Here is a 19,542-nt window from a genome sequence, read left to right as displayed (position 1 = left end):
GGTCACCACTGGCTGGGCGTCGGCAGGTGCGGATCCGACTGATGGCGGAACCACAGGGTTGACAGCGCCGGCAGCGTGACGGACGCGATCGCCGGTGAGTCGTCGGCGTCCCGGTGGGCGGCGATCATGCCGAGGTTGCCGGTGTCACTGCCGCCGTACTCCGCGGCATCGGTGTTCAGCACCTCCTGCCATGCCCCCTCGACGGGCAGTGCGAGCCGATACCCGGTGCGCGTCGCGCCGGCGAAGTTCGTGACGACGACCAGGCGTCCTCCGTGGGCGTCACGCCGCTCGAACGCGATCACGCTCGGGTCCCAGGTCGGCGCGCCGAGGCGCGAGAAGGACGTGCTGTCGTTGTCGCGCTCCCACAGCGGCGATTGTGCGCGGTACACCGTGTTCAGCGCACCGACGAACCGCTGCAGCTGCGCGTGCGATGGCTGATCGAGCAGCCACCAGTCCAACTCGCGATCGACCGACCACTCGGCGATCTGCCCGAACTCCTGCCCCATGAACAGCAGCTTCTTGCCCGGATGACCCCACATGTGGCCCAGGTAGGCGCGGATGTTGGCGAGCTTGTGGCCGTGGTCGCCGGGCATCCGCGAGACGAGGCTGCCCTTTCCGTGCACGACTTCGTCGTGACTGATCGGCAGCATGTAGTTCTCGCCGAAGGCGTACACGAACGAGAACGTGATCTCACCCTCGTGGTGCGAGCGGTGCACGGGATCGCGCTGCATGTACTGCAGCGAATCGTTCATCCACCCCATGTTCCACTTGAACCCGAACCCGAGGCCGGCGTGGTCGGTCGGAGCGGTGACTCCGGGGAAGGCCGTCGACTCCTCGGCGATCATGACGACGCCCTTGTGCAGGCGGTACGCCGTGGCGTTGACCTCCTGCAGGAAGCGGATCGCCTCGAGGTTCTCGCGCCCGCCGTGGACGTTCGGCTCCCACTCGCCGTCGCTGCGCGAGTAGTCGAGGTACAGCATCGACGCGACCGCGTCGACCCGCAGCCCGTCGACGTGGAACTCGCTCAGCCAGAACAGGGCGTTGGCGACGAGGAAGTTGCGCACTTCGTTGCGTCCGTAGTCGAAGATCAGCGTGCCCCAGTCCTGGTGCTCGCCGCGCCGGGGGTCGGGGTGCTCGTAGAGATGCCGCCCGTCGAAACGCGCGAGAGCGAAACCGTCCTTGGGGAAGTGCCCCGGGACCCAGTCCATGATCACGCCGATCCCGGCCTGATGCAGCTGGTCGATCAGGTACCGCAGGTCGTCGGGGGTGCCGTAGCGGCTGGTCGCCGCGTAGTAGCCGGTGACCTGGTATCCCCACGACCCTCCAAAGGGGTGCTCGGCGAGGGGCAGGAACTCCACGTGCGTGAAGCCTGTGGCCTTGACATGCTCGATCAGCGGCCCCGCGGCGTCGCGGTAGCCGAGTCCTCCGCGCCACGAGCCCAGATGCACCTCGTACACCGACAGCGGCTGCGCGACGGCGTGCGTCGCGGCGCGGCGGGTGAGCCAGGCATGATCTCCCCATTGATATGTGCTGCGGGCGACCACCGAGGCCGTGGCCGGCGGGATCTCGGCCTGCTGGGCCATCGGATCGGCCTTGAGCACCCACCGGTCATCGGGGGTGAGCAACTCGTACTTGTACCTGCTGCCGACCGCGACGTCGGGGATGAACAGCTCCCAGACGCCGCTCGCGCCCATCGAGCGCATGGCATGACCGGCACCGTTCCAGTCATTCCAGTCGCCGCAGACGCGCACGGCCTGCGCGTTCGGCGCCCACACCGCGAACTCCACGCCGACGTCTCCGTCGAAGACGCGCGGGTGCGCGCCGAGCACTTCCCAGAGTCGTTCGTGCCTGCCCTCGCCGATCAGATGCAGGTCGAGGTCGCCGATGGCCGGCAGATGCCGGTAGGGGTCGCCGGCGAGCGTCTCGTCGTGTCCGGCGTACACGGTGGCGAGCTGATAGGGCACCGGAGGCCCGGCGTGCGTGCCCTCCCAGATGCCGTGAGCCACATGCGTGAGATCCAGACGATCGCCGTCGACGAAGACCGCCTTGACCGACTCGGCCAGCGGTCGTCGCGTGCGGATCACGGTGGTGGTCCGACCGACGGCATCCGTGGTCGGATGAGCGCCCAACAGCATATGCGGGTTGTGGTGCGCGCCGCCTGCGGCGCTGCGCCACTCGTCGGAAACCGAGACATCATCAGTACGGCTCATGATCGCTCCTTCACCCTCAGGATGTGCACGGGCTCGGCGAACGCGTCGAGTCGCACATAGTTGTGGTCACGCCAGGTCCACGTCGCTCCGGTGAGCAGGTCCTCGACCTCGAACTCGTCGCCAGGGGCGACCCCCCAGATGCGGGTGTCGAGGTGCACCGTGGTCTCCCGCACCGAATGCGGGTCGACGTTCGCGACGACGATCAGCGTGTCGGCCCGTCCGGTGCCGGTGAACGCGGCGTCAAGATGTTTCGAGTAGACCAGCACCGCGTCGTCATCGCTCCAGTGCACGGACAGGTTGCGAAGCTGCCCCAGCGCCGGATGCGCATCGCGGATGGCGTTCAGCCGGCGCAGCAGCGGCGCCAGCGACTCGCCGCTCTCCTCGGCTCCGGCCCAGTCGCGCAACTTGTACTCGTACTTCTCGTTGTCGATGTTCTCCTCGGAGCCGGGTCGGGCGACGTTCTCGATCAGCTCGTAGCCCGCGTACACCCCCCACACCGGGGCCGCGGTCGCCGCGATGCAGGCGCGGACGCGGTAGGCCGCCCTGCCACCGAACTGCAGGTACTCCGTGAGGATGTCGTGCGTGTTCACGAACAGGTTGGGCCGCATGTAGTCGCTGGTGTCGTGCGCGACCGAGGTGAGGAACTCCTCGAGCTCGGCCTTGGTGTTGCGCCACGTGAAGTACGAGTAGCTCTGCTGGAAACCCACGGCGGCGAGTGCGCGCATCACAGCCGGGCGGGTGAACGCCTCGGCGAGGAAGATGACGTCGGGATCACGCCTGTTCACCTCGGCGATCAGCCACTCCCAGAAGCGCAGCGGCTTCGTGTGCGGATTGTCCACCCGGAACAGCTTCACGCCGAGGTCGACCCAGTGCATGACCACGCGCAGCATCTCGGCGTAGATCCCCGCCGGGTCGTTGTCGAAGTTCAGGGGATAGATGTCCTGGTACTTCTTCGGCGGGTTCTCCGCGTAGGCGATGGTGCCGTCGGGCAGCGTGGTGAACCATTCGGGGTGATCGGTGACCCAGGGGTGGTCGGGCGAGGCCTGCAGCGCGAGGTCGAGCGCCACTTCCAGCCCCTCCTTCCGCGCGGCGCGCACGAAGGCGCGGAAGTCCTTCTCGGTGCCGAGGTCGGGGTGTATGGCGTCGTGTCCGCCGTCGGGCGAACCGATCGCGTAGGGCGATCCGGGGTCGCCGGGCTCCGCGGTGAGCGTGTTGTTCCGCCCCTTGCGGTTGGTGGTGCCGATGGGGTGGATGGGGACGAGGTAGATCACGTCGAAACCCATGCCGGCCACCCCGGGCAGCCGCTTTGCCGCTGTGCGCAGCGTTCCGCTCTGTACGGTTCCGTCCTTGCGGCGCACGGCTCCCTCGGATCGCGGGAAGAATTCGTACCAGGCCCCGACGCCGGCCAGTCGCCGTTCGACGCGCAGGGCCAGCTGCTCGGTCGTCGAGCCGAGGGATGCGATCGGTCGGGCGCCCAGCGCCGCCACCAGCAGCGGGTCGGCCGCTACCGCCGCCAGCTCATCGGCATCCGCTGCGCGCAGCCGCTTGGCGGCCGCTTTCAGCATCCGACTCTCCGCCGCCGGGCGATCGCGCTGCGCCGCGGCAGCGGTCAGCAGACCGCGACCGAGTGCGCTCATGACGGCGATGTCCACCCCGGCGACAGCCTTGACCCCGGCATCGTGAGCCCAGGTGGCGAAGTCGTCGGCGAACGCCTCGAAGCGAAAGCTCCAGTCGCCCTGCCTGTCGATCGCGATCGTCGTGCGCCAGCGGTCGGTGCCGTCGGTCAGGGGTGAGAGCCGGTGCAGGGTCTCTTGGCCGGCGGGGTCGATCAGCCGCAGATGCACGCCGATGCGGTCATGTCCCTCCCGGAACGCGACCACATCGAAGGGGACGGCCTCGCCGACGAAAGCCTTCGCCGGGTGGCCGTGCGGAACGCGCGGGGTCGGGTCGAACAGCGGGATCCGGCCGACCAGCGTGTCGCCGACCGCGTCGCTGACGACGGCCGGGCGTGCGGGGATCAGAGCGGGGCTTCTCAGCCCCGCGGATTCCCCTGCCGTCGGTGCCGCCACACTCCGAATGTACCGCTACCGGCGGGAGGAGTCACTCCACCTCGCGGCCGCGTCACTCGACCCGGAAAAGACGCATCGAGGTGCCCGCGACCGGCAGCGCCTCGCCGGGCAGATAGCGGCGCGCGTCGGTGCCCGGCGACTCGTCGGCGCTGGACCAGAGCGATACGAACCCGGTGGCGTTCTCGATGCTGTCCGGCAGTCGCACATCGATCGGCGTCTCGGTGCCGTGCACGATGAGCAGGATACGATTGCTCGCGCCGTCATGGGGCACGCTGGCGGCGACGTACTGCAGGGTGCGGTTGCGGGGATCGTTCCACTGCTCGACCGCCATGGTCTGGCCGTGCTGGTCGTACCAGTCCATCTCGGACGCCTCCGGCACGTGCTCGCCGAGGCGGGCGTAGCGCGAAGGGCGCAGCGCCGGGTTCTCGGCGCGGAGGCGGGTGAGCAGCGACACGTGCGCGGTCAGATCGCGCTGCCAGGGCTCGTGCTCCCAGCTCAGCCAGGTGAGGGCCGAATCGTGGCAGTACGCGTTGTTGTTGCCCCGTTGCGTGCGCCCGAACTCGTCGCCCGCGGTGATCATCGGGATGCCAGCCGACAGCAGCAGCGTCCCCATCAGATTGCGCATCGCCTTGCGGCGGGCGGCCAGCACGGCGGGGCGATCGGTGTCGCCCTCGACCCCGTGGTTGAACGAGCGGTTCACATCCGCGCCGTCTCTGTTGTGCTCCCCGTTCGCCTCATTGTGCTTCACGTCGTACGACACGAGGTCGTGCAGGGTGAACCCGTCGTGGGCGGTGACGAAGTTGACGCTGGCCAGCGGGCCGCGCTCCTCGCTGTAGGTGTTCGCCGAACCCGCGAGACGATTGGCGAAGCCGCCGATGCCGACCGGCGCCGTGGCGCGCCGCGCGTAGTCGATGTCGCTGAGCCAGAAGTTGCGCACCCGATCGCGGTAGCGGTCGTTCCACTCGCTCCATCCGGTGGGGAAGTTCCCGGTCTGCCAGCCCCCCATCCCGACGTCCCAGGGCTCGGCGATGATCTTCGTGCCCTCCAGGGCGGGGTCGTCGCGGATCGCGAGCAGTAGCGGATGCTGCGGATCGAACTCGTGTCCGGCAGTGCGGCCGAGGGCTGCGGCGAGGTCGAACCGGAAGCCGTCGATCTGCATCTCGTGCGACCAGTAGCGCAGCGAGTCGAGCACGAGCCGCGCCGCGGCGTCGGTGGCGGTGTTGAGGGTGTTGCCGACCCCGGTGGTGTCGATGTACGCGCCGTCGGGCTGCTGTCGGTAGTAGTGGGCGTTGTCGATGCCGCGCAGACTCGATCGCGGCCCGCCGATGCCTTCTTCGCTGGTGTGGTTGTAGACGACGTCGAGGATGACCTCGAGCCCCGCCTCGTGCAGCAGCTTGACCATGCCCTTGAACTCGGCGAGCACGGCCTCGGGTCCGGCGTTGCGCGCGGCTTCGGTCGCGTAGGCGGTGTGCGGGGTGAAGAAGTTGAGGGTGTTGTACCCCCAGTAGTTGGTCAGGCTCCGCTCGAGCAGGCGCGGCTCCGGCACGAACGCGTGCACCGGCAGCAGCTCGACCGAGGTCACGCCGAGGGCGCGCAGATAGTCGATCATGGCGGGGTGCGCGAGACCCGCGTAGGTGCCGTGCAGCGCCGCGGGCACGTCGGGATGGCGCTTGGTCAGTCCCTTGATGTGCCCTTCGTAGATGACGGTCTCGTCGAGGGGGATGCGGGGCTTGACGACGCCGTCCCAATCGAAGCCGTCGACGATGACGACCGAGCGCCATTCCTCGTAGCCGTCGCCCTGCGCGAGGCCGCGCGCGTACGGATCGAGCAGCAGCGTCTCGGGGTTGAACGTGTTGCCAGGGCCGTGCGGGCCGTCCACGCGCAGCGCGTAGCGGATGCCGGGCTGCAGCAGCTCGGTGGTGACCTCCCAGACGCCCCCCGCGCGACGCGCAAGCGGCAGGGTCGCGGTCTCCCAGTCGAGGTCGTCCTCGTCGAAGATGACCAGCTCGACGGAGGCGGCGTTCTGCGACCAGACCCGCAGCGTCCCGACCCCGTCGTGCAGGCGGATACCGAGGTCGTCGAGAGCGGAGCCCCCGAGGGGGTGCGTGGTCGGCGCGGGCATGAGGAACAGCCTAAATGCCCCGGGTGTGAATCCGCGTATCACCGTGAGTGAACCCGGGTCTCGTGCCGTGTGGTGGTGGGAGGATGGATGCATGCGCTTCTACCTCGACCACGCGGCGACCGCGCCGCTGCGCACGGAGGCGCGCGATGCGTGGCTGGCGGCCACCGAGGTGGTCGGCAACGCGTCGTCGACGCACGGTGCCGGTCAGGATGCCCGTCGCCTGCTCGAGGAGTCGCGCGAGCGCGCCGCCGCCGTGCTCGGCTGCGAGCCGATCGAGGTGGTGTTCACCTCGGGGGGCACCGAGTCGGTGAACACCGCGCTGCACGGCCTGTGGGCCTCCCGCCGGGAGGGATCGGATGCCATCGTGCTGCCCGATGCCGAGCATCACGCCACCATGGACACCGTCACCGCGCTGGGCTCGGCGGGGGCCGTCGTGCGCCATGTGCCGGTGGACGGTCTCGCGCGGATCCGTGTCGGCGACTTCGCGGAGGCGCTTCCCGGTGCAGCCCTGGCGACGGCGCTGGTGGCGAGCAACGAGGTCGGCACGATCAACGATGCGGCGGCCCTCACTGCGGCGGCCGCGGCAGCGGAGGTGCCGCTGCACCTGGACTCCGTGGCCGCGTGGGGGCACCTTCCGCTGTCGTTCCGCTCTCTGCGGGGTGATGCACCGGCGGGGGCGGGCCTGGTGACGCTGAGCGTGGCCGGGCACAAGCTCGGCGCGCCGGTGGGCACCGGCGCGCTCATCGTCGCGCGCAGCGCCCGGTTGGCGCCGCTGCTGCACGGCGGTGCGCAGCAGCGCGGTCTGCGCGCGGGGACGCAGGATGTCGCGGGTGCGGCCGCGTTCGCCACCGCGCTCGAGGTGGCCGAGGCGCAGCGCGAGCACGAGTCCGAACGACTCGGGATGCTGCGGGACAGGCTCGTCTCGGGCATCCGATCCGCCGTCCCGACCGCCGAGCTCCTCGGTGATCCGTTGGACCGGCTGCCGGGCAATGCCCACCTGCTCTTCCCCGGGGCGGTGGGGGAGAGCCTGCTGTTCCTGCTCGATATGGCCGGCATCGCAGCATCCACCGGCTCAGCGTGCCAGGCCGGCGTCGCCGAGCCTTCCCATGTCGTCATGGCGATGGGCCGCAGCGAGAACGACGCGCGCAGCGTGCTGCGGTTCACGCTCGGATGGACCACGACCGATGCCGATGTCGACGCGGTGATCGCGGCGATCGCCGACGTCGTACACCGCGCCTCCCCAGCAAGTCGCTCGTAGACTGGAGAACATGCGAGTTCTGGCGGCGATGAGCGGTGGGGTCGACTCCGCGGTGGCGGCGGCCCGCGCCGTCGACGCCGGACACGACGTCGTCGGGGTGCATCTCGCGCTCTCCCGTGCCGGCGGCACCCTGCGCACCGGGAGTCGTGGCTGCTGCACGATCGAGGACGCGATGGATGCCCGTCGCACGGCCGATCTGCTCGGCATCCCCTTCTACGTGTGGGACTTCTCCGAGAGGTTCCGCGAGGACGTCATCGAGGACTTCATCTCGGAGTATCAGGCGGGCCGCACGCCCAACCCGTGCCTGCGTTGCAACGAGAAGATCAAGTTCGCAGCGCTGCTGGAGCGGGCGATCGAACTCGGCTTCGACGCCGTGTGCACGGGCCACTACGCGACGCTCGTCGACGGCGCAGACGGGCTCGAGCTGCACCGGGCATCCGACTCCGCGAAGGATCAGTCGTACGTGCTCGGCGTGCTCGACGCCGAGCAGATCGCGCACACCTACTTCCCGCTGGGCGACACGCCGTCGAAGGCGCTGGTGCGCGCCGAGGCCGCCGAGCGCGGCATCACGGTGGCGCAGAAGCCCGACAGCCACGACATCTGCTTCATCCCCGACGGCGACACGCGCGGCTGGCTGGCTGAGAAGGTCGGCACCGCAACGGGCGACGTGGTCGACCGCGCCGGCGACGTGGTGGGTTCGCACGAGGGCGCGCACGCCTTCACGGTCGGCCAGCGGCGTGGACTCCGCCTCGGCGTTCCCGCCCCCGACGGCAAGCCGCGGTTCGTGCTCGAGGTGCGTCCGGTGTCGAACACTGTCGTGGTCGGACCCAAGGAGGCGCTGGCGATCGCCGAGATCTCGGGGGAGCGGTTCTCATGGGCGGGCGCGGCACCGGTGGCATCGGAGTTCGCCTGCGAGGTGCAGATCCGCGCGCACGCCGATCCGGTGCCCGCGCGCGCGTTCGTGTCGGATGCCGGCGTGCGCGTGGTGCCCGATGAGCCGCTGAACGGCGTCGCCCCAGGGCAGAGCGCGGTGGTCTACATCAGCACCCGGGTGCTGGGTCAGTTCACGATCGACACGACCGTCTCGGCGGTGCCGGTCGACGCCTGAGGTCCCTGTCTGCCGAACCCGGCCATTCGATGTCGGCGGGCGCTCGTAGACTCGTTCTGTGCCGGAGAACATCTCGCTGGAAGACGCCCGCGTCGAAGCCGAAGAGCTGACCACACGCATCCTCGATGCGAAGGACGCGTACTACGGGCGCGACACCTCGCTGGTCGACGACGCCACCTACGACGGGTGGATGCGGCGTCTGGAAGAGCTCGAGCGGCTGTACCCCGAACTGCAGGGGCAGGATTCGCCGACTCAGATGGTCGGGTCCGCCGAGGCCACCGGGCTGGCGACCATCGAGCACGCCGAGCGCATGCTGAGTCTCGACAACGTCTTCTCCCTCGACGAGCTGCGCGACTGGCAGCTCAAGACGACGGCAGCCGCAGGGCGCGAGGTGGCCTGGCTGACCGAGCTGAAGATCGACGGTCTGGCCATCAACCTCCGCTACGAGAAGGGCATTCTGACCTCGGCCGCCACGCGTGGCGACGGGCGAGTCGGCGAGATCGTCACGGAGAACGCTCTGCGTCTGGCCGACATCCCTGAGCGGTTGACCGGCGAAGGGCATCCCGACATCGTCGAGGTTCGAGGTGAGGTCTTCATCCCCGTGGCCGCGTTCGAGAAGCTCAACGCCGCGCAAGCGGCGTTCCGCGACAGGGCCTATGCCGACGCACGGGAGCGCTGGGAGGGGCGCGCCGGCGCCAAGCGTGCCTTCGACGAGGAGAAGGCCCGCACGGCCGCGGCCCGACGCTTCCCCGCCTTCGCGAATCCCCGCAACGCCGCCAGCGGGGGTCTGCGGCAGCAGATCGACAAGAAGAGCGGGCTCGAACTCGAAGCCGGGCTCCTGCGGGTCGAATCGCTGTCGCTCTATGTGCACGGCATCGGCGCCTGGCCTGATCCGCCGGTGGCCGCGCAGAGCGAGGTGTACAACCTGCTCGCCGGGTGGGGCCTGCCGACGAGCCCGCACACACGGGTGTGTCAGAGCATCGAAGAGGTCGCCGATTTCGTGGCGCACTTCGGCGAGCACCGTCACGACGTCGAGCACGAGCTCGATGGCATCGTCGTGAAGGTCGACGAACTTGCGCTGCACGACGAGCTGGGCATCACCAGTCGTGCACCCCGCTGGGCGATCGCGTACAAGTACCCGCCCGAGGAGGTGCAGACGACCCTGCTCGACATCGTGGTGTCGGTGGGCCGCACAGGGCGCGCGACGCCGTTCGCCGTGATGGCTCCGGCGCACGTGGCGGGCTCGGTCGTGCGTCAGGCGACGCTGCACAACAGAGACGTCGTCAAGGCCAAGGGCGTGCTCATCGGCGACACGGTCGTGCTGCGCAAGGCCGGCGATGTGATCCCCGAGGTGCTCGGCCCGGTGGTCGAGCGGCGCGACGGCACCGAGCGCGAATTCGTCATGCCCGAGCGGTGCCCGGAGTGCGACACCCCGCTGCGGCCGATGAAGGAGGGCGATATCGATCTGCGCTGCCCGAATGCGCGGTCGTGCCCGGCACAGGTACGGGGACGCGTCGAGCACATCGGCTCCCGTGGCGCGCTCGACATCGAGGCACTCGGTGAGGTGACCGCCGCGGCGCTGACACAGCCGAGCCATCCGGCGCAGCCGCCTCTCGATACCGAGGCCGGGCTGTTCTCGCTGCGCCTCGAGCAGCTCGTGCCGATCTCGGTGATCGTGCGCGACTCCGAGACCGGGCTGCCCAAGGAGGACGACGGCGTGGTCAAGACCCGCGCGCCGTTCCGCCGCAACCCGACCGCCGCAGAGAAGAAGCAGGGGCTCGAGGGGCCGCAGCCGTCCTCACAGGCGGTCAAACTCCTCGCCGAGCTCGAGAAGGCCAAGACGAAGGAGCTCTGGCGCCTTCTCGTGTCGCTCAACATCCGTCACGTCGGACCGGTCGCCGCGCGAGCGCTGGCGCAGTGGTTCGGGTCGCTGGACGCCATCCGCGCAGCATCCCGCGAGGAGCTCGCCGCGGTCGAGGGCGTCGGCGGCATCATCGCCGACTCGCTCCTGGATTGGTTCGCCGTCGACTGGCACACCGACATCATCGAGCAGTGGACCGCCGCCGGCGTGCAGTGGGCGACACCAGGACATCCGGGACCCGGCGCCGCGGCCGCAGCCGGCGGGGTGCTCGACGGACTCACCGTCGTCGCGACCGGCAGCCTCGACGGGTACACCCGCGAGGGCGCACAGGAGGCCATCATCAACGCCGGTGGCAAGGCGGCTTCCAGCGTCTCGAAGAAGACCGACTTCGTGGCCGCAGGCCCGGGCGCCGGATCGAAGCTGGCGAAGGCCGAGGACCTGGGCATCCGCATCCTCGACGCCGCCCAGTTCCACCTGCTCGTGACCGAGGGCCCGGAGGCGCTGGATGCCTGAACATGCTCGCATGACGGACCTCGAGGTTGACGTACTGGTCATCGGCTGGGGCAAGGGCGGTAAGACGCTCGCAGGAGCCATGGGCAGGAAAGGCCGGACGGTCGCACTCGTCGAGCAGTCCACGGCGATGTACGGGGGCAGCTGCATCAACATCGCCTGCGTTCCCACGAAGGACCTCGTGCACAGCGCGTCGGCGCGCCGCGAGCACGACGACCCGCAGACGTACTTCGCCGGTGCTCTCGCCGGGCGCGATTCACTCACCGACAAGCTCCGCGCCCGCAACAGGGCGATGCTCGCCGAGGTCGATGCGGTCACACTCATCGACGGTCGCGCACGGTTCATCGGGACGCACGAGGTCGAGGTGACCGGCGGCACGGACACGCTCGCGATCCGCGCCGACCACATCATCATCAACACCGGCACCGAGCCGGCACGGCCCGCGTTTCCGATCGAGAGCGCACGGCTCCATGACTCGACGACCATCCAGCACGTCGACCCGCTGCCCGAGCGACTCGTCGTCATCGGCGGCGGCTATGTGGGGCTGGAGTTCGCGCAGATGTTCGCCAAGTTCGGGTCGCAGGTGACCGTGCTCGACCACGGCGTGGAGTTCATGCGGCGTGAGGACCGCGAGGTGGCTGCCACCGTGCGCGCGCTGCTCGAGGAGTCCGGAGTGCAGATCGTGCTCGACGCGGACGTGCGTGGCGTCCGCGACCGTGCGGAGTCGGCGATCGTCGAGGCGCGCGTGGGGGAGGAGAACCGGGAGTTCGAGGCAGATGCGGTGCTCGTCGCCATCGGACGGCGTGCGGTCACCGGCGAGCTCGATCTTGACGCTGCCGGTGTCGCACAGGACGAACGGGGATTCGTGCGTGTCGATGAGCGGCTGCGCACCTCAGCCCGGCACATCTTCGCGGTCGGAGACGTCAACGGCGGCCCGCAGTTCACATTCATCTCGCTGGACGACAATCGCATCGTGCTGGATCAGCTCGACGGTGAGGGCGCGCGTTCGACCGACGACCGCGTCGCCGTGCCGTACACGGTGTTCCTCACGCCGCCGCTCGCCCGGGTCGGCATCTCCGAGCACGAAGCGCGCGCCCTCGGCCGACGGGTGCTGGTCACCTCGAAGGCCGTCGCTGACATCGCGGCGATGCCGCGTCCCAAGATCGTGGGCGAGACGCACGGTCTGATCACGGTGCTGATCGATGCCGACAGCGACCTGATCCTCGGCGCCACCGTGTTCTCGATCGACGCACAGGAGGTGATCAATCTGATCGCCCTCGCCATGCGCCACGACATCACCGCGAGCGATCTGCGGGACGGGATCTGGACGCACCCGTCGAGCACCGAGGCGCTCAACGAGGTGCTCGCAGCACTGCGGCCGCTGTGACAGCGATCAGCCCTTGTGACGGGGCTTGTGGGCCGGGCGCTCGTCGCGCTGATAGCCGCCACGGTCGCGCTGGTGACCACCGTCGCGCGGACCCTTCGAGTAACCGCCGCGACGGTCGTCGTCGCGAGGACCGCGCCGGTTCGGCACGCCACGGTCGGGCTTGATCTCGATGAGCTGACCCGAGATGCGGGTGTCACGCAGCTTGTCGAGCACCGACGGGTCGAGGTTCACCGGCAACTCGACGATCGAGAAGTCCGGCTTGATCGAGATCGCCCCGAAGTCGTCACGACCCAGGCCGCCCTCGTTCGCCAGCGCTCCCACGATCTGGCGGGGCTCGACTCGCTGACGGCGACCCACCTCGATCCGGTACGGCGTGTAGTCGCCGCGACCGCGCCGCTCGCGCGGGGCACGGTCCGCGCGGTCCTGGCGCTCACGCGGCGGACGGTTGTCGCGCTCGACCGCCCGTGACAGCGGGTCGTCGGTGGGGTCGAGCAGCAGCGGCGCATCGCCCTGAGCCACCACGGCGAGTGCGGCGGCCACGTCGGTCTCGGGCACGTCGTTGTTGCGCACGTAGTGCGCGATGATGTCGCGGAAGGCCTCGATGCGCGTGCTCTCCTGCAGCGCGGCGGTGATGGCGTCGTCGAAGCGTGCGAGGCGCGTGGTGTTGACGTCCTCCGTGGTGGGCAGCTGCATCTGCGTCGGCTGCTGACGCGTCGCCTTCTCGATGTGCTTGAGCAGATAGCGCTCGCGCGGGGTGATGAAGCTGATCGCGTCGCCGCTGCGGCCGGCGCGACCCGTGCGTCCGATGCGGTGCACGTACGACTCGGTGTCGGTGGGGATGTCGAAGTTCACCACGTGGCTGATGCGCTCGACATCGAGCCCCCGGGCGGCGACGTCTGTGGCCACGAGGATGTCGAGCTTGCCGTCCTTGAGCTGGTTCACCGACCGCTCGCGCTGCACCTGCGGCACGTCGCCGTTGATCGCGGCGGCGGAGTACCCTCGGGCGCGGAGCTTCTCGGCCAGCGTCTCGGTCTCGTTCTTGGTGCGCACGAACACGATCATGCCGTCGAAGTTCTCGACCTCGAGGATGCGCGTCAGGGCATCCACCTTCTGCGCGTACGAGACGATCAGATAGCGCTGGGTGATGTTCTGGTTAGTGGTGGTCTTCGCCTTGATGGCGACCTCTTCGGGCACGTTGAGGTACTGCTGCGCGAGACGGCGGATCGCGGCGGGCATCGTCGCCGAGAACAGCGCCACCTGCTTGTCGGACGGCGTCTGCGCGAGGATCTGCTCGACGTCCTCGGCGAAGCCCATCTTCAGCATCTCGTCGGCCTCGTCGAGGACGAGGTACTTCAGCTCCGACAGGTCGAGCGTGCCCTTGGCTTGATGGTCCATGATGCGACCGGGCGTGCCGACGACGATGTGCACGCCGCGACGCAGCGCGGAGAGCTGCACGCCGTAGCCCTGACCGCCGTAGACCGGCAGCACCCGCACGTCCTTCATCCGCGACGAGTAGGACTCGAAGGCCTCACACACCTGCAGTGCGAGCTCGCGGGTCGGCGCGAGCACCAGGGCCTGCGGGGTCTTCTGGCTGAAGTCGAGGTTCTCGAGCACGGGCAGCGCGAACGCCGCGGTCTTGCCGGTGCCGGTCTGGGCGGTGCCGAGCACGTCACGTCCCTGCAGCAGCAGGGGGATGGTCGCGGCCTGGATCGGCGAGGGCGTCTCGTAACCGAGGTCCTTGATGGCCTTGAGAACAGGTCCGGTGATGCCGAGGTCGTCGAAGCCTGGCTTCGCGGTCTCCTCGGCGGTGGGCTGAGCGGTCTCAGCGGGGGCGTCGAGGGCAGGCTCAGCGGCAGCAGTATCGTCAGCAGTCACCTGCCAACGATAGTCCCTGGAAATGTGAGAGTGCTGGCGGATCAGCTGCCGCTGGTCAGCTCGAGCAGTCGTTCCTTGACCTGTCGGCGCAGCACCTTGCCGATCAGCGACTTCGGCAGCTCGTCGACGACGAACACGCGCCGGGGGACCTTGTACGGGGTGAGGATGCTGCGGGCGAACTCCCGGATCGCCTCGACATCGGGGTCGACGCCGACCTCGATCACGACCGCGGCGACGACCTCTTCACCGGAGTGTTCGCTCGGCAGACCGACGACCGCCGCGTCGACGACGTCAGGATGCTGGCGCAGGGCGACCTCCACCTCGGTGGGAGCGACGTTGAAGCCGCCGGTGATGATCAGCTCCTTGATGCGGTCGACGATCCGCACGAAGCCGGCCTCATCGATCGTGACGATGTCGCCGGTGCGGAACCATCCGTCCACGAACACGGCCTCGGTGGCCTCCGGCTTGCCGTAGTAACCCGAGAACACCTGCGGACCGCGCACGATCAGTTCGCCGGCCGTCCCGGTGGGAACATCGACCGTCGGGTTCTCGGGATCGACGACGCGGCACTCGGTGCCGGGCAGCGGCAGACCGATGGTTCCGGCCACGCGGTTCTCGGCGACGGGGTTCGCCATCAGCACCGGAGAGCACTCGCTGAGTCCGTAGCCCTCGACGAGATAGCCGCCGGTCGCCTCCTCGAACGGCACGACAAGCTCGTGGGGGAGCGCCATGGCACCGGAGATCGCGACCTCGGTGCCGGCCAGCGATACGCCCTTCTGCTTCGCGGCCGTCAGCAGCCGCTCGGCGATCGGCGGCACCAGCGGCAGGAACGTGGCCGGGTGCTTCTTGGCGACGTCGAGCACCAGGTCGGGGTCGAACTTCGGGAAGAGCACCAGTCGCGCGCCCATTGACATGGCGAAGGTGAGGCACAGGGTGAGCCCGTACGCGTGGAACATCGGCAGCACCGCGTAGACGACGCACCCGTCGCCGCGCGTGATCGACGGCACCCAGGCCTGCGCCTGGGCGGCGTTGGCGAGCAGGTTGCGGTGCGTGAGCGCCGCGCCCTTGGGGGTGCCCGTGGTGCCCGAGGTGTACTGGATGATCGCGAGGTCGTCGGTCTGCGGACGCGGGTGCGTCGCGGGGAGGGGATCGGATGCCACGAGCCGGTTCCACTCGATCGCGCCGCGCACCTTCGCGGTGAGCGCATCCCGCGACTCGCGTGCCTTCGCGACGGGCAGCTTCAGCGCCAGCCGGGTGAAGAACGGCATCGCCGTGGTGACGTCCACTGAGATCAGGCTGGTCACCCTCAGGTCCTCGGGGAACTGCTGCACAGTCTCGACGACCTTGCTCCACACGATCGCGTGCTTCGCGCCGTGGTCCTCGAACTGCTTGCGCAGCTCTCGTGCGGTGTACAGCGGGTTGTGCTCGACGACGACAGCCCCCAGACGCAGCACCGCGTAGAACGCGATGATGTGCTGCGGGCAGTTGGGCAGCACGATCGCGACGGGGTCGCCCGGCCCGACGCCGAGATCGCGCAGTCCGGTGGCGGCGCGCTCGATGGCATCCTGCATGTCACGGTATGAGGTCTCGCGACCGAAGAACTGCAGAGCCGGCGCCTCAGGATAATCGCGTGCCGATGCCTCGACGATGTCGATGAGGGAGCCCGAGACCGGCGAGAGGTCCTCGGGCACGCCCTCGGCGTAGCTGGCGGTCCACGGGCGCGGGGGAACGAATGTCGTCACGGGTTCAGCTTACGTGCACGCCGGTCCGGCTCTCGTAGACTGTGGTGGTGTCTGAAATCACCCCCGATCTCGTGCGCCATCTCGGCGTGCTCGCGCGCATCAAGCTCACCGACGACGAGGTGACGCAGCTGACCGGTCAGCTGGACGCCATCGTCGACAACATCGCCAAGGTCTCGGAGGTGGCGACGGCCGATGTCGCGGCCACCAGTCATCCGATCCCGCTGAGCAACGTCTTCCGTCCCGACGAGGTCGGGCAGACGCTCACGCTCGAGCAGACCCTGCAGAACGCACCGGATGCCGCCGACGGCCGCTTCCGCGTCACGGCCATCCTGGGAGAAGAACAGTGACCGACATCACCCGCCTGACCGCGGCCGAGCTCGGCGAGAAGCTCAGTGCGGGAGAGGTCTCCAGCGTCGAGGCGACGCAGGCGCACCTCGATCGGATCGCGGCCGTGGACGGCGACGTCCACGCCTTCCTGCATGTCAACGAGCACGCTCTCGAGGCGGCAGCGGCCGTCGACGCGCAGCGCGCGGCCGGTGAACGGCTCGGTCCGATCGCCGGTGTCCCGCTGGCGGTCAAGGACGTGCTGGTCACCACCGACCAGCCGTCGACCAGCGGCTCGAAGATCCTCGAGGGCTACATGTCGCCGTTCGACGCCACCGTCGTGGCGCGGTCGCGTGCCGCCGGCCTCATCGCCCTCGGCAAGACCAACATGGACGAGTTCGCGATGGGCTCCTCGACGGAGCACTCCGCGTACGGCCCGACCCGCAACCCGTGGGACCTCGACCGCATCCCCGGAGGCTCAGGCGGTGGCTCGGCGGCCGCGGTCGCCGCCTTCGAGGCTCCGCTCGCGCTCGGCTCCGACACCGGCGGATCGATCCGGCAGCCGGCGCACGTCACCGGCACCGTCGGTGTCAAGCCCACCTACGGTGGGGTCAGCCGCTATGGTTCGATCGCGCTGGCATCCAGCCTCGACCAGGTCGGTCCCGTGACGCGTACCGTGCTCGACGCAGGACTGCTGCACGATGTGATCGGCGGGCACGACCCGAAGGACTCCACCTCGCTCACCGACGCATGGCCCTCGTTCGCCGCCGCCGCACGTGAGGGTGCCACCGGCCAGGTGCTCAAGGGTCTCAAGGTGGGCGTCGTCCAGGAATTGCCCGACTCCGGGTTCCAGGCCGGTGTGGCCTCGTCGTTCCGTGAGTCGCTGGCTCTTATGGAGCAGCAGGGTGCGGAGATCGTCGAGATCTCCGCCCCGCACTTCGAGTACGGCGTCGCGGCGTACTACCTGATCCTGCCTGCCGAGGCATCCAGCAACCTCGCCAAGTTCGACTCGGTGCGCTTCGGTCTTCGCGTCACCCCGGAGGGGAACCCCACCGTCGAGGACGTGATGTCGGCCACCCGCGAGGCCGGGTTCGGCCCCGAGGTGAAGCGCCGCATCATCCTCGGCACCTACGCGCTGTCGGCGGGCTACTACGACGCGTACTACGGCAGCGCCCAGAAGGTGCGCACGCTGATCCAGCAGGATTTCGACGCCGCCTTCGCGCAGGTCGACGTCATCGCCACGCCGTCGGCGCCGACCACCGCGTTCAAGATCGGCGAGAAGATCGACGATCCGCTGCAGATGTACCTCAACGACCTGACGACGATCCCGGCGAACCTCGCCGGCGTGGCCGGCATCTCGATCCCGTCCGGTCTCGCCGCCGAGGACGGTCTGCCCGTCGGCATCCAGTTCCTCGCTCCGGCACGCGAGGACGCCCGCCTGTACCGGGTCGGCGCCGCCCTTGAGGCCGTGCTGCTGGATTCATGGGGTGCGCCCCTGCTCGAGAAGGCGCCCGTCCTTCGTCAGGCTCAGGGAGGAACCCGCTGATGGCCGCTGTCAAGCTGATGGATTACGACAAGGCCCTCGAGCTGTTCGAGCCGGTGCTCGGCTTCGAGGTGCACGTCGAGTTGAACACGCGCACGAAGATGTTCTCCGACGCGCCGAACCCCGCGAACGAGGAGTTCCACGGCGCCGAGCCGAACACCCTCATCGCACCGGTCGACCTGGGGCTTCCCGGCTCGCTGCCGGTGGTGAACGAGACCGCGATCCGCTCGTCGATCAGCCTGGGCCTCGCGCTGGGCTGCTCGATCGCCGAATCGAGCCGGTTCGCCCGCAAGAACTACTTCTACCCCGACCTCGGCAAGAACTACCAGATCTCGCAGTACGACGAGCCGATCGCTTTCGAGGGATCGGTCGAGGTCGAGCTCGAGGACGGCACCCTGGTGACCATTCCGATCGAGCGCGCGCACATGGAGGAGGACGCCGGCAAGCTCACCCATATGGGCGGCGCGACCGGGCGCATCCAGGGCGCCGAGTACTCGCTCGTCGACTACAACCGCGCCGGCGTTCCGCTGGTCGAGATCGTCACGAAGGTGATCTTCGGCGCCGAGCACCGTGCTCCCGAGTACGCAGCGGCGTACGTCGCGGCGATCCGCGACATCGTGCGCGGACTCGGCATCTCCGAGGCACGTCTCGAGCGCGGCAACCTGCGCTGCGACGCGAACGTCTCGCTGCGTCCGCGCGCGGCCGAAGGCGAGCCTGCTGCACCGCTCGGCACCCGCACCGAGACGAAGAACGTCAACTCGATGCGCTCCGTCGAGCGCGCGGTCAAGTACGAGATCCAGCGTCAGGCGCAGATCCTCGCCGACGGCGGCACGATCATCCAGGAGACCCGGCACTGGCACGAGGACACCGGCACAACCTCGCCGGGGCGCCCGAAGTCGGATGCTGATGACTACCGATACTTCCCGGAGCCCGACCTGCTGCCCGTGCAGCCGGCTGCGGAGCTGGTCGACGAACTGCGTGCCGCGCTGCCCGAGCAGCCGATCGCCCGCCGCCGCCGTCTGAAGGCGGACTGGGGCTTCACCGACCTGGAGTTCCAGGACGTGCGCAACGGCGGATTGCTCGACGAGGTCGAGGCCACGATCGCCGCCGGTGCGTCGCCCGCGGCCGCCCGCAAGTGGTGGACCGGCGAGATCAGCCGCGTCGCGAACGCGCAGGAGCGCGAGGCGGCGACGCTCGTCTCGCCCGCCGACGTCGCCGCGCTGCAGGGGCTTGTGGATGCCGGTACCCTCACCGACAAGCTCGCGCGGCAGGTGCTGGAGGGCGTGATCGCCGGTGAGGGTTCGCCGCAGGAGGTCGTGGATGCCCGCGGCCTGGCCGTCGTGTCGGACGACGGTGCACTGATCGCGGCCATCGACGACGCACTGGCCGCGCAGCCGGATGTGCTCGCCAAGATCAAGGACGGCAAGGTGCAGGCAGCCGGCGCCATCATCGGCGCGGTGATGAAGGCGATGAAGGGTCAGGCCGACGCCGCGCGCGTGCGCGAACTCGTGCTGGAGCGCGCAGCGCAGTAGT

12 protein-coding genes are annotated in these 19,542 nt (G+C 69.2%); 7 read left to right on the top strand and 5 right to left on the bottom strand.

Annotated features, from left to right (window positions below; all coding sequences use genetic code 11):
* Positions 1-2 precede the first annotated feature (2 nt).
* The 3 genes from glgB to glgX are packed head-to-tail and all read right to left on the bottom strand — an operon-like array spanning position 3 to position 6,401.
* The gene (glgB, locus tag WDU99_RS04740; RefSeq protein ID WP_337331287.1) at positions 3-2,210 is read right to left on the bottom strand and encodes a 1,4-alpha-glucan branching protein GlgB; all 2,208 of its coding nucleotides are present in this window, start codon (positions 2,208-2,210) and stop codon (positions 3-5) included.
* The gene (locus tag WDU99_RS04735; protein ID WP_337331286.1) at positions 2,207-4,279 is read right to left on the bottom strand and encodes an alpha-1,4-glucan--maltose-1-phosphate maltosyltransferase; all 2,073 of its coding nucleotides are present in this window, start codon (positions 4,277-4,279) and stop codon (positions 2,207-2,209) included. Before WDU99_RS04735 ends, glgB begins: the two co-directional genes overlap by 4 nt.
* A gap of 52 nt (positions 4,280-4,331) precedes the next feature.
* On the bottom strand, positions 4,332-6,401 hold the full coding sequence (gene glgX, locus WDU99_RS04730; protein ID WP_337331285.1) for a glycogen debranching protein GlgX: 2,070 nt from the start codon (positions 6,399-6,401) through the stop codon (positions 4,332-4,334).
* 91 nt (positions 6,402-6,492) lie between these two features.
* Between glgX and WDU99_RS04725 the strand changes: the two genes are divergently transcribed.
* Genes WDU99_RS04725 through WDU99_RS04710 form a run of 4 tightly spaced genes read left to right on the top strand, consistent with a single transcriptional unit; the run spans position 6,493 to position 12,525 of the window.
* Entirely contained in the window at positions 6,493-7,659 is a 1,167-nt protein-coding gene (locus tag WDU99_RS04725; RefSeq protein ID WP_337331284.1) for a cysteine desulfurase family protein, read from the top strand.
* Between the two features lie 10 nt (positions 7,660-7,669).
* Entirely contained in the window at positions 7,670-8,767 is a 1,098-nt protein-coding gene (gene mnmA / locus WDU99_RS04720; RefSeq protein ID WP_337331283.1) for a tRNA 2-thiouridine(34) synthase MnmA, read from the top strand.
* 58 nt (positions 8,768-8,825) lie between these two features.
* The gene (ligA, locus tag WDU99_RS04715; protein WP_337331282.1) at positions 8,826-11,141 is read left to right on the top strand and encodes an NAD-dependent DNA ligase LigA; all 2,316 of its coding nucleotides are present in this window, start codon (positions 8,826-8,828) and stop codon (positions 11,139-11,141) included.
* Positions 11,142-11,151: 10 nt separating this feature from the next.
* On the top strand, positions 11,152-12,525 hold the full coding sequence (locus tag WDU99_RS04710; protein ID WP_337331281.1) for an FAD-dependent oxidoreductase: 1,374 nt from the start codon (positions 11,152-11,154) through the stop codon (positions 12,523-12,525).
* Positions 12,526-12,531: 6 nt separating this feature from the next.
* On the opposite strand, the gene WDU99_RS04705 is transcribed toward WDU99_RS04710, so the two are convergent.
* Both WDU99_RS04705 and WDU99_RS04700 read right to left on the bottom strand, forming a co-directional pair.
* On the bottom strand, positions 12,532-14,400 hold the full coding sequence (locus tag WDU99_RS04705; RefSeq protein WP_420063983.1) for a DEAD/DEAH box helicase: 1,869 nt from the start codon (positions 14,398-14,400) through the stop codon (positions 12,532-12,534).
* 41 nt (positions 14,401-14,441) lie between these two features.
* The gene (locus WDU99_RS04700) at positions 14,442-16,142 is read right to left on the bottom strand and encodes a long-chain-fatty-acid--CoA ligase (protein ID WP_337331280.1); all 1,701 of its coding nucleotides are present in this window, start codon (positions 16,140-16,142) and stop codon (positions 14,442-14,444) included.
* Between the two features lie 47 nt (positions 16,143-16,189).
* On the opposite strand from WDU99_RS04700, the gene gatC reads away from it, so the two are divergent.
* Genes gatC through gatB form a run of 3 tightly spaced genes read left to right on the top strand, consistent with a single transcriptional unit; the run spans position 16,190 to position 19,541 of the window.
* The gene (gatC, locus tag WDU99_RS04695; protein WP_337331279.1) at positions 16,190-16,489 is read left to right on the top strand and encodes an Asp-tRNA(Asn)/Glu-tRNA(Gln) amidotransferase subunit GatC; all 300 of its coding nucleotides are present in this window, start codon (positions 16,190-16,192) and stop codon (positions 16,487-16,489) included.
* A complete protein-coding gene (gatA, locus tag WDU99_RS04690; protein WP_337331278.1) occupies positions 16,486-18,012 on the top strand; it encodes an Asp-tRNA(Asn)/Glu-tRNA(Gln) amidotransferase subunit GatA in 1,527 nt (508 codons plus the stop codon). Before gatC ends, gatA begins: the two co-directional genes overlap by 4 nt.
* Positions 18,012-19,541, top strand: coding sequence for an Asp-tRNA(Asn)/Glu-tRNA(Gln) amidotransferase subunit GatB (gene gatB / locus WDU99_RS04685; RefSeq protein ID WP_337331277.1), 1,530 nt, complete (start codon positions 18,012-18,014; stop codon positions 19,539-19,541). Before gatA ends, gatB begins: the two co-directional genes overlap by 1 nt.
* Position 19,542 lies beyond the last annotated feature (1 nt).

Source organism: Microbacterium bandirmense, assembly GCF_037204185.1.
GTDB classification, from domain to species: Bacteria; Actinomycetota; Actinomycetes; order Actinomycetales; family Microbacteriaceae; genus Microbacterium; species Microbacterium bandirmense.
The sequence above is the reverse complement of the archived record's forward strand: the minus strand, read 5'-3'. Positions and strand labels throughout refer to the sequence as shown.

Excerpts from the sequence above, each read along its gene's own strand:
- WDU99_RS04725 (WP_337331284.1), top strand. The coding sequence starts at position 6,493 with ATGCGCTTCTACCTCGACCACGCGGCGACCGCGCCGCTGCGCACGGAG.
- mnmA (WP_337331283.1), top strand. The coding sequence starts at position 7,670 with ATGCGAGTTCTGGCGGCGATGAGCGGTGGGGTCGACTCCGCGGTGGCG.
- gatB (WP_337331277.1), top strand. The coding sequence starts at position 18,012 with ATGGCCGCTGTCAAGCTGATGGATTACGACAAGGCCCTCGAGCTGTTC.
- glgX (WP_337331285.1), bottom strand. The coding sequence starts at position 6,401 with ATGCCCGCGCCGACCACGCACCCCCTCGGGGGCTCCGCTCTCGACGAC.
- WDU99_RS04710 (WP_337331281.1), top strand. The coding sequence starts at position 11,152 with ATGACGGACCTCGAGGTTGACGTACTGGTCATCGGCTGGGGCAAGGGC.
- glgB (WP_337331287.1), bottom strand. The coding sequence starts at position 2,210 with ATGAGCCGTACTGATGATGTCTCGGTTTCCGACGAGTGGCGCAGCGCC.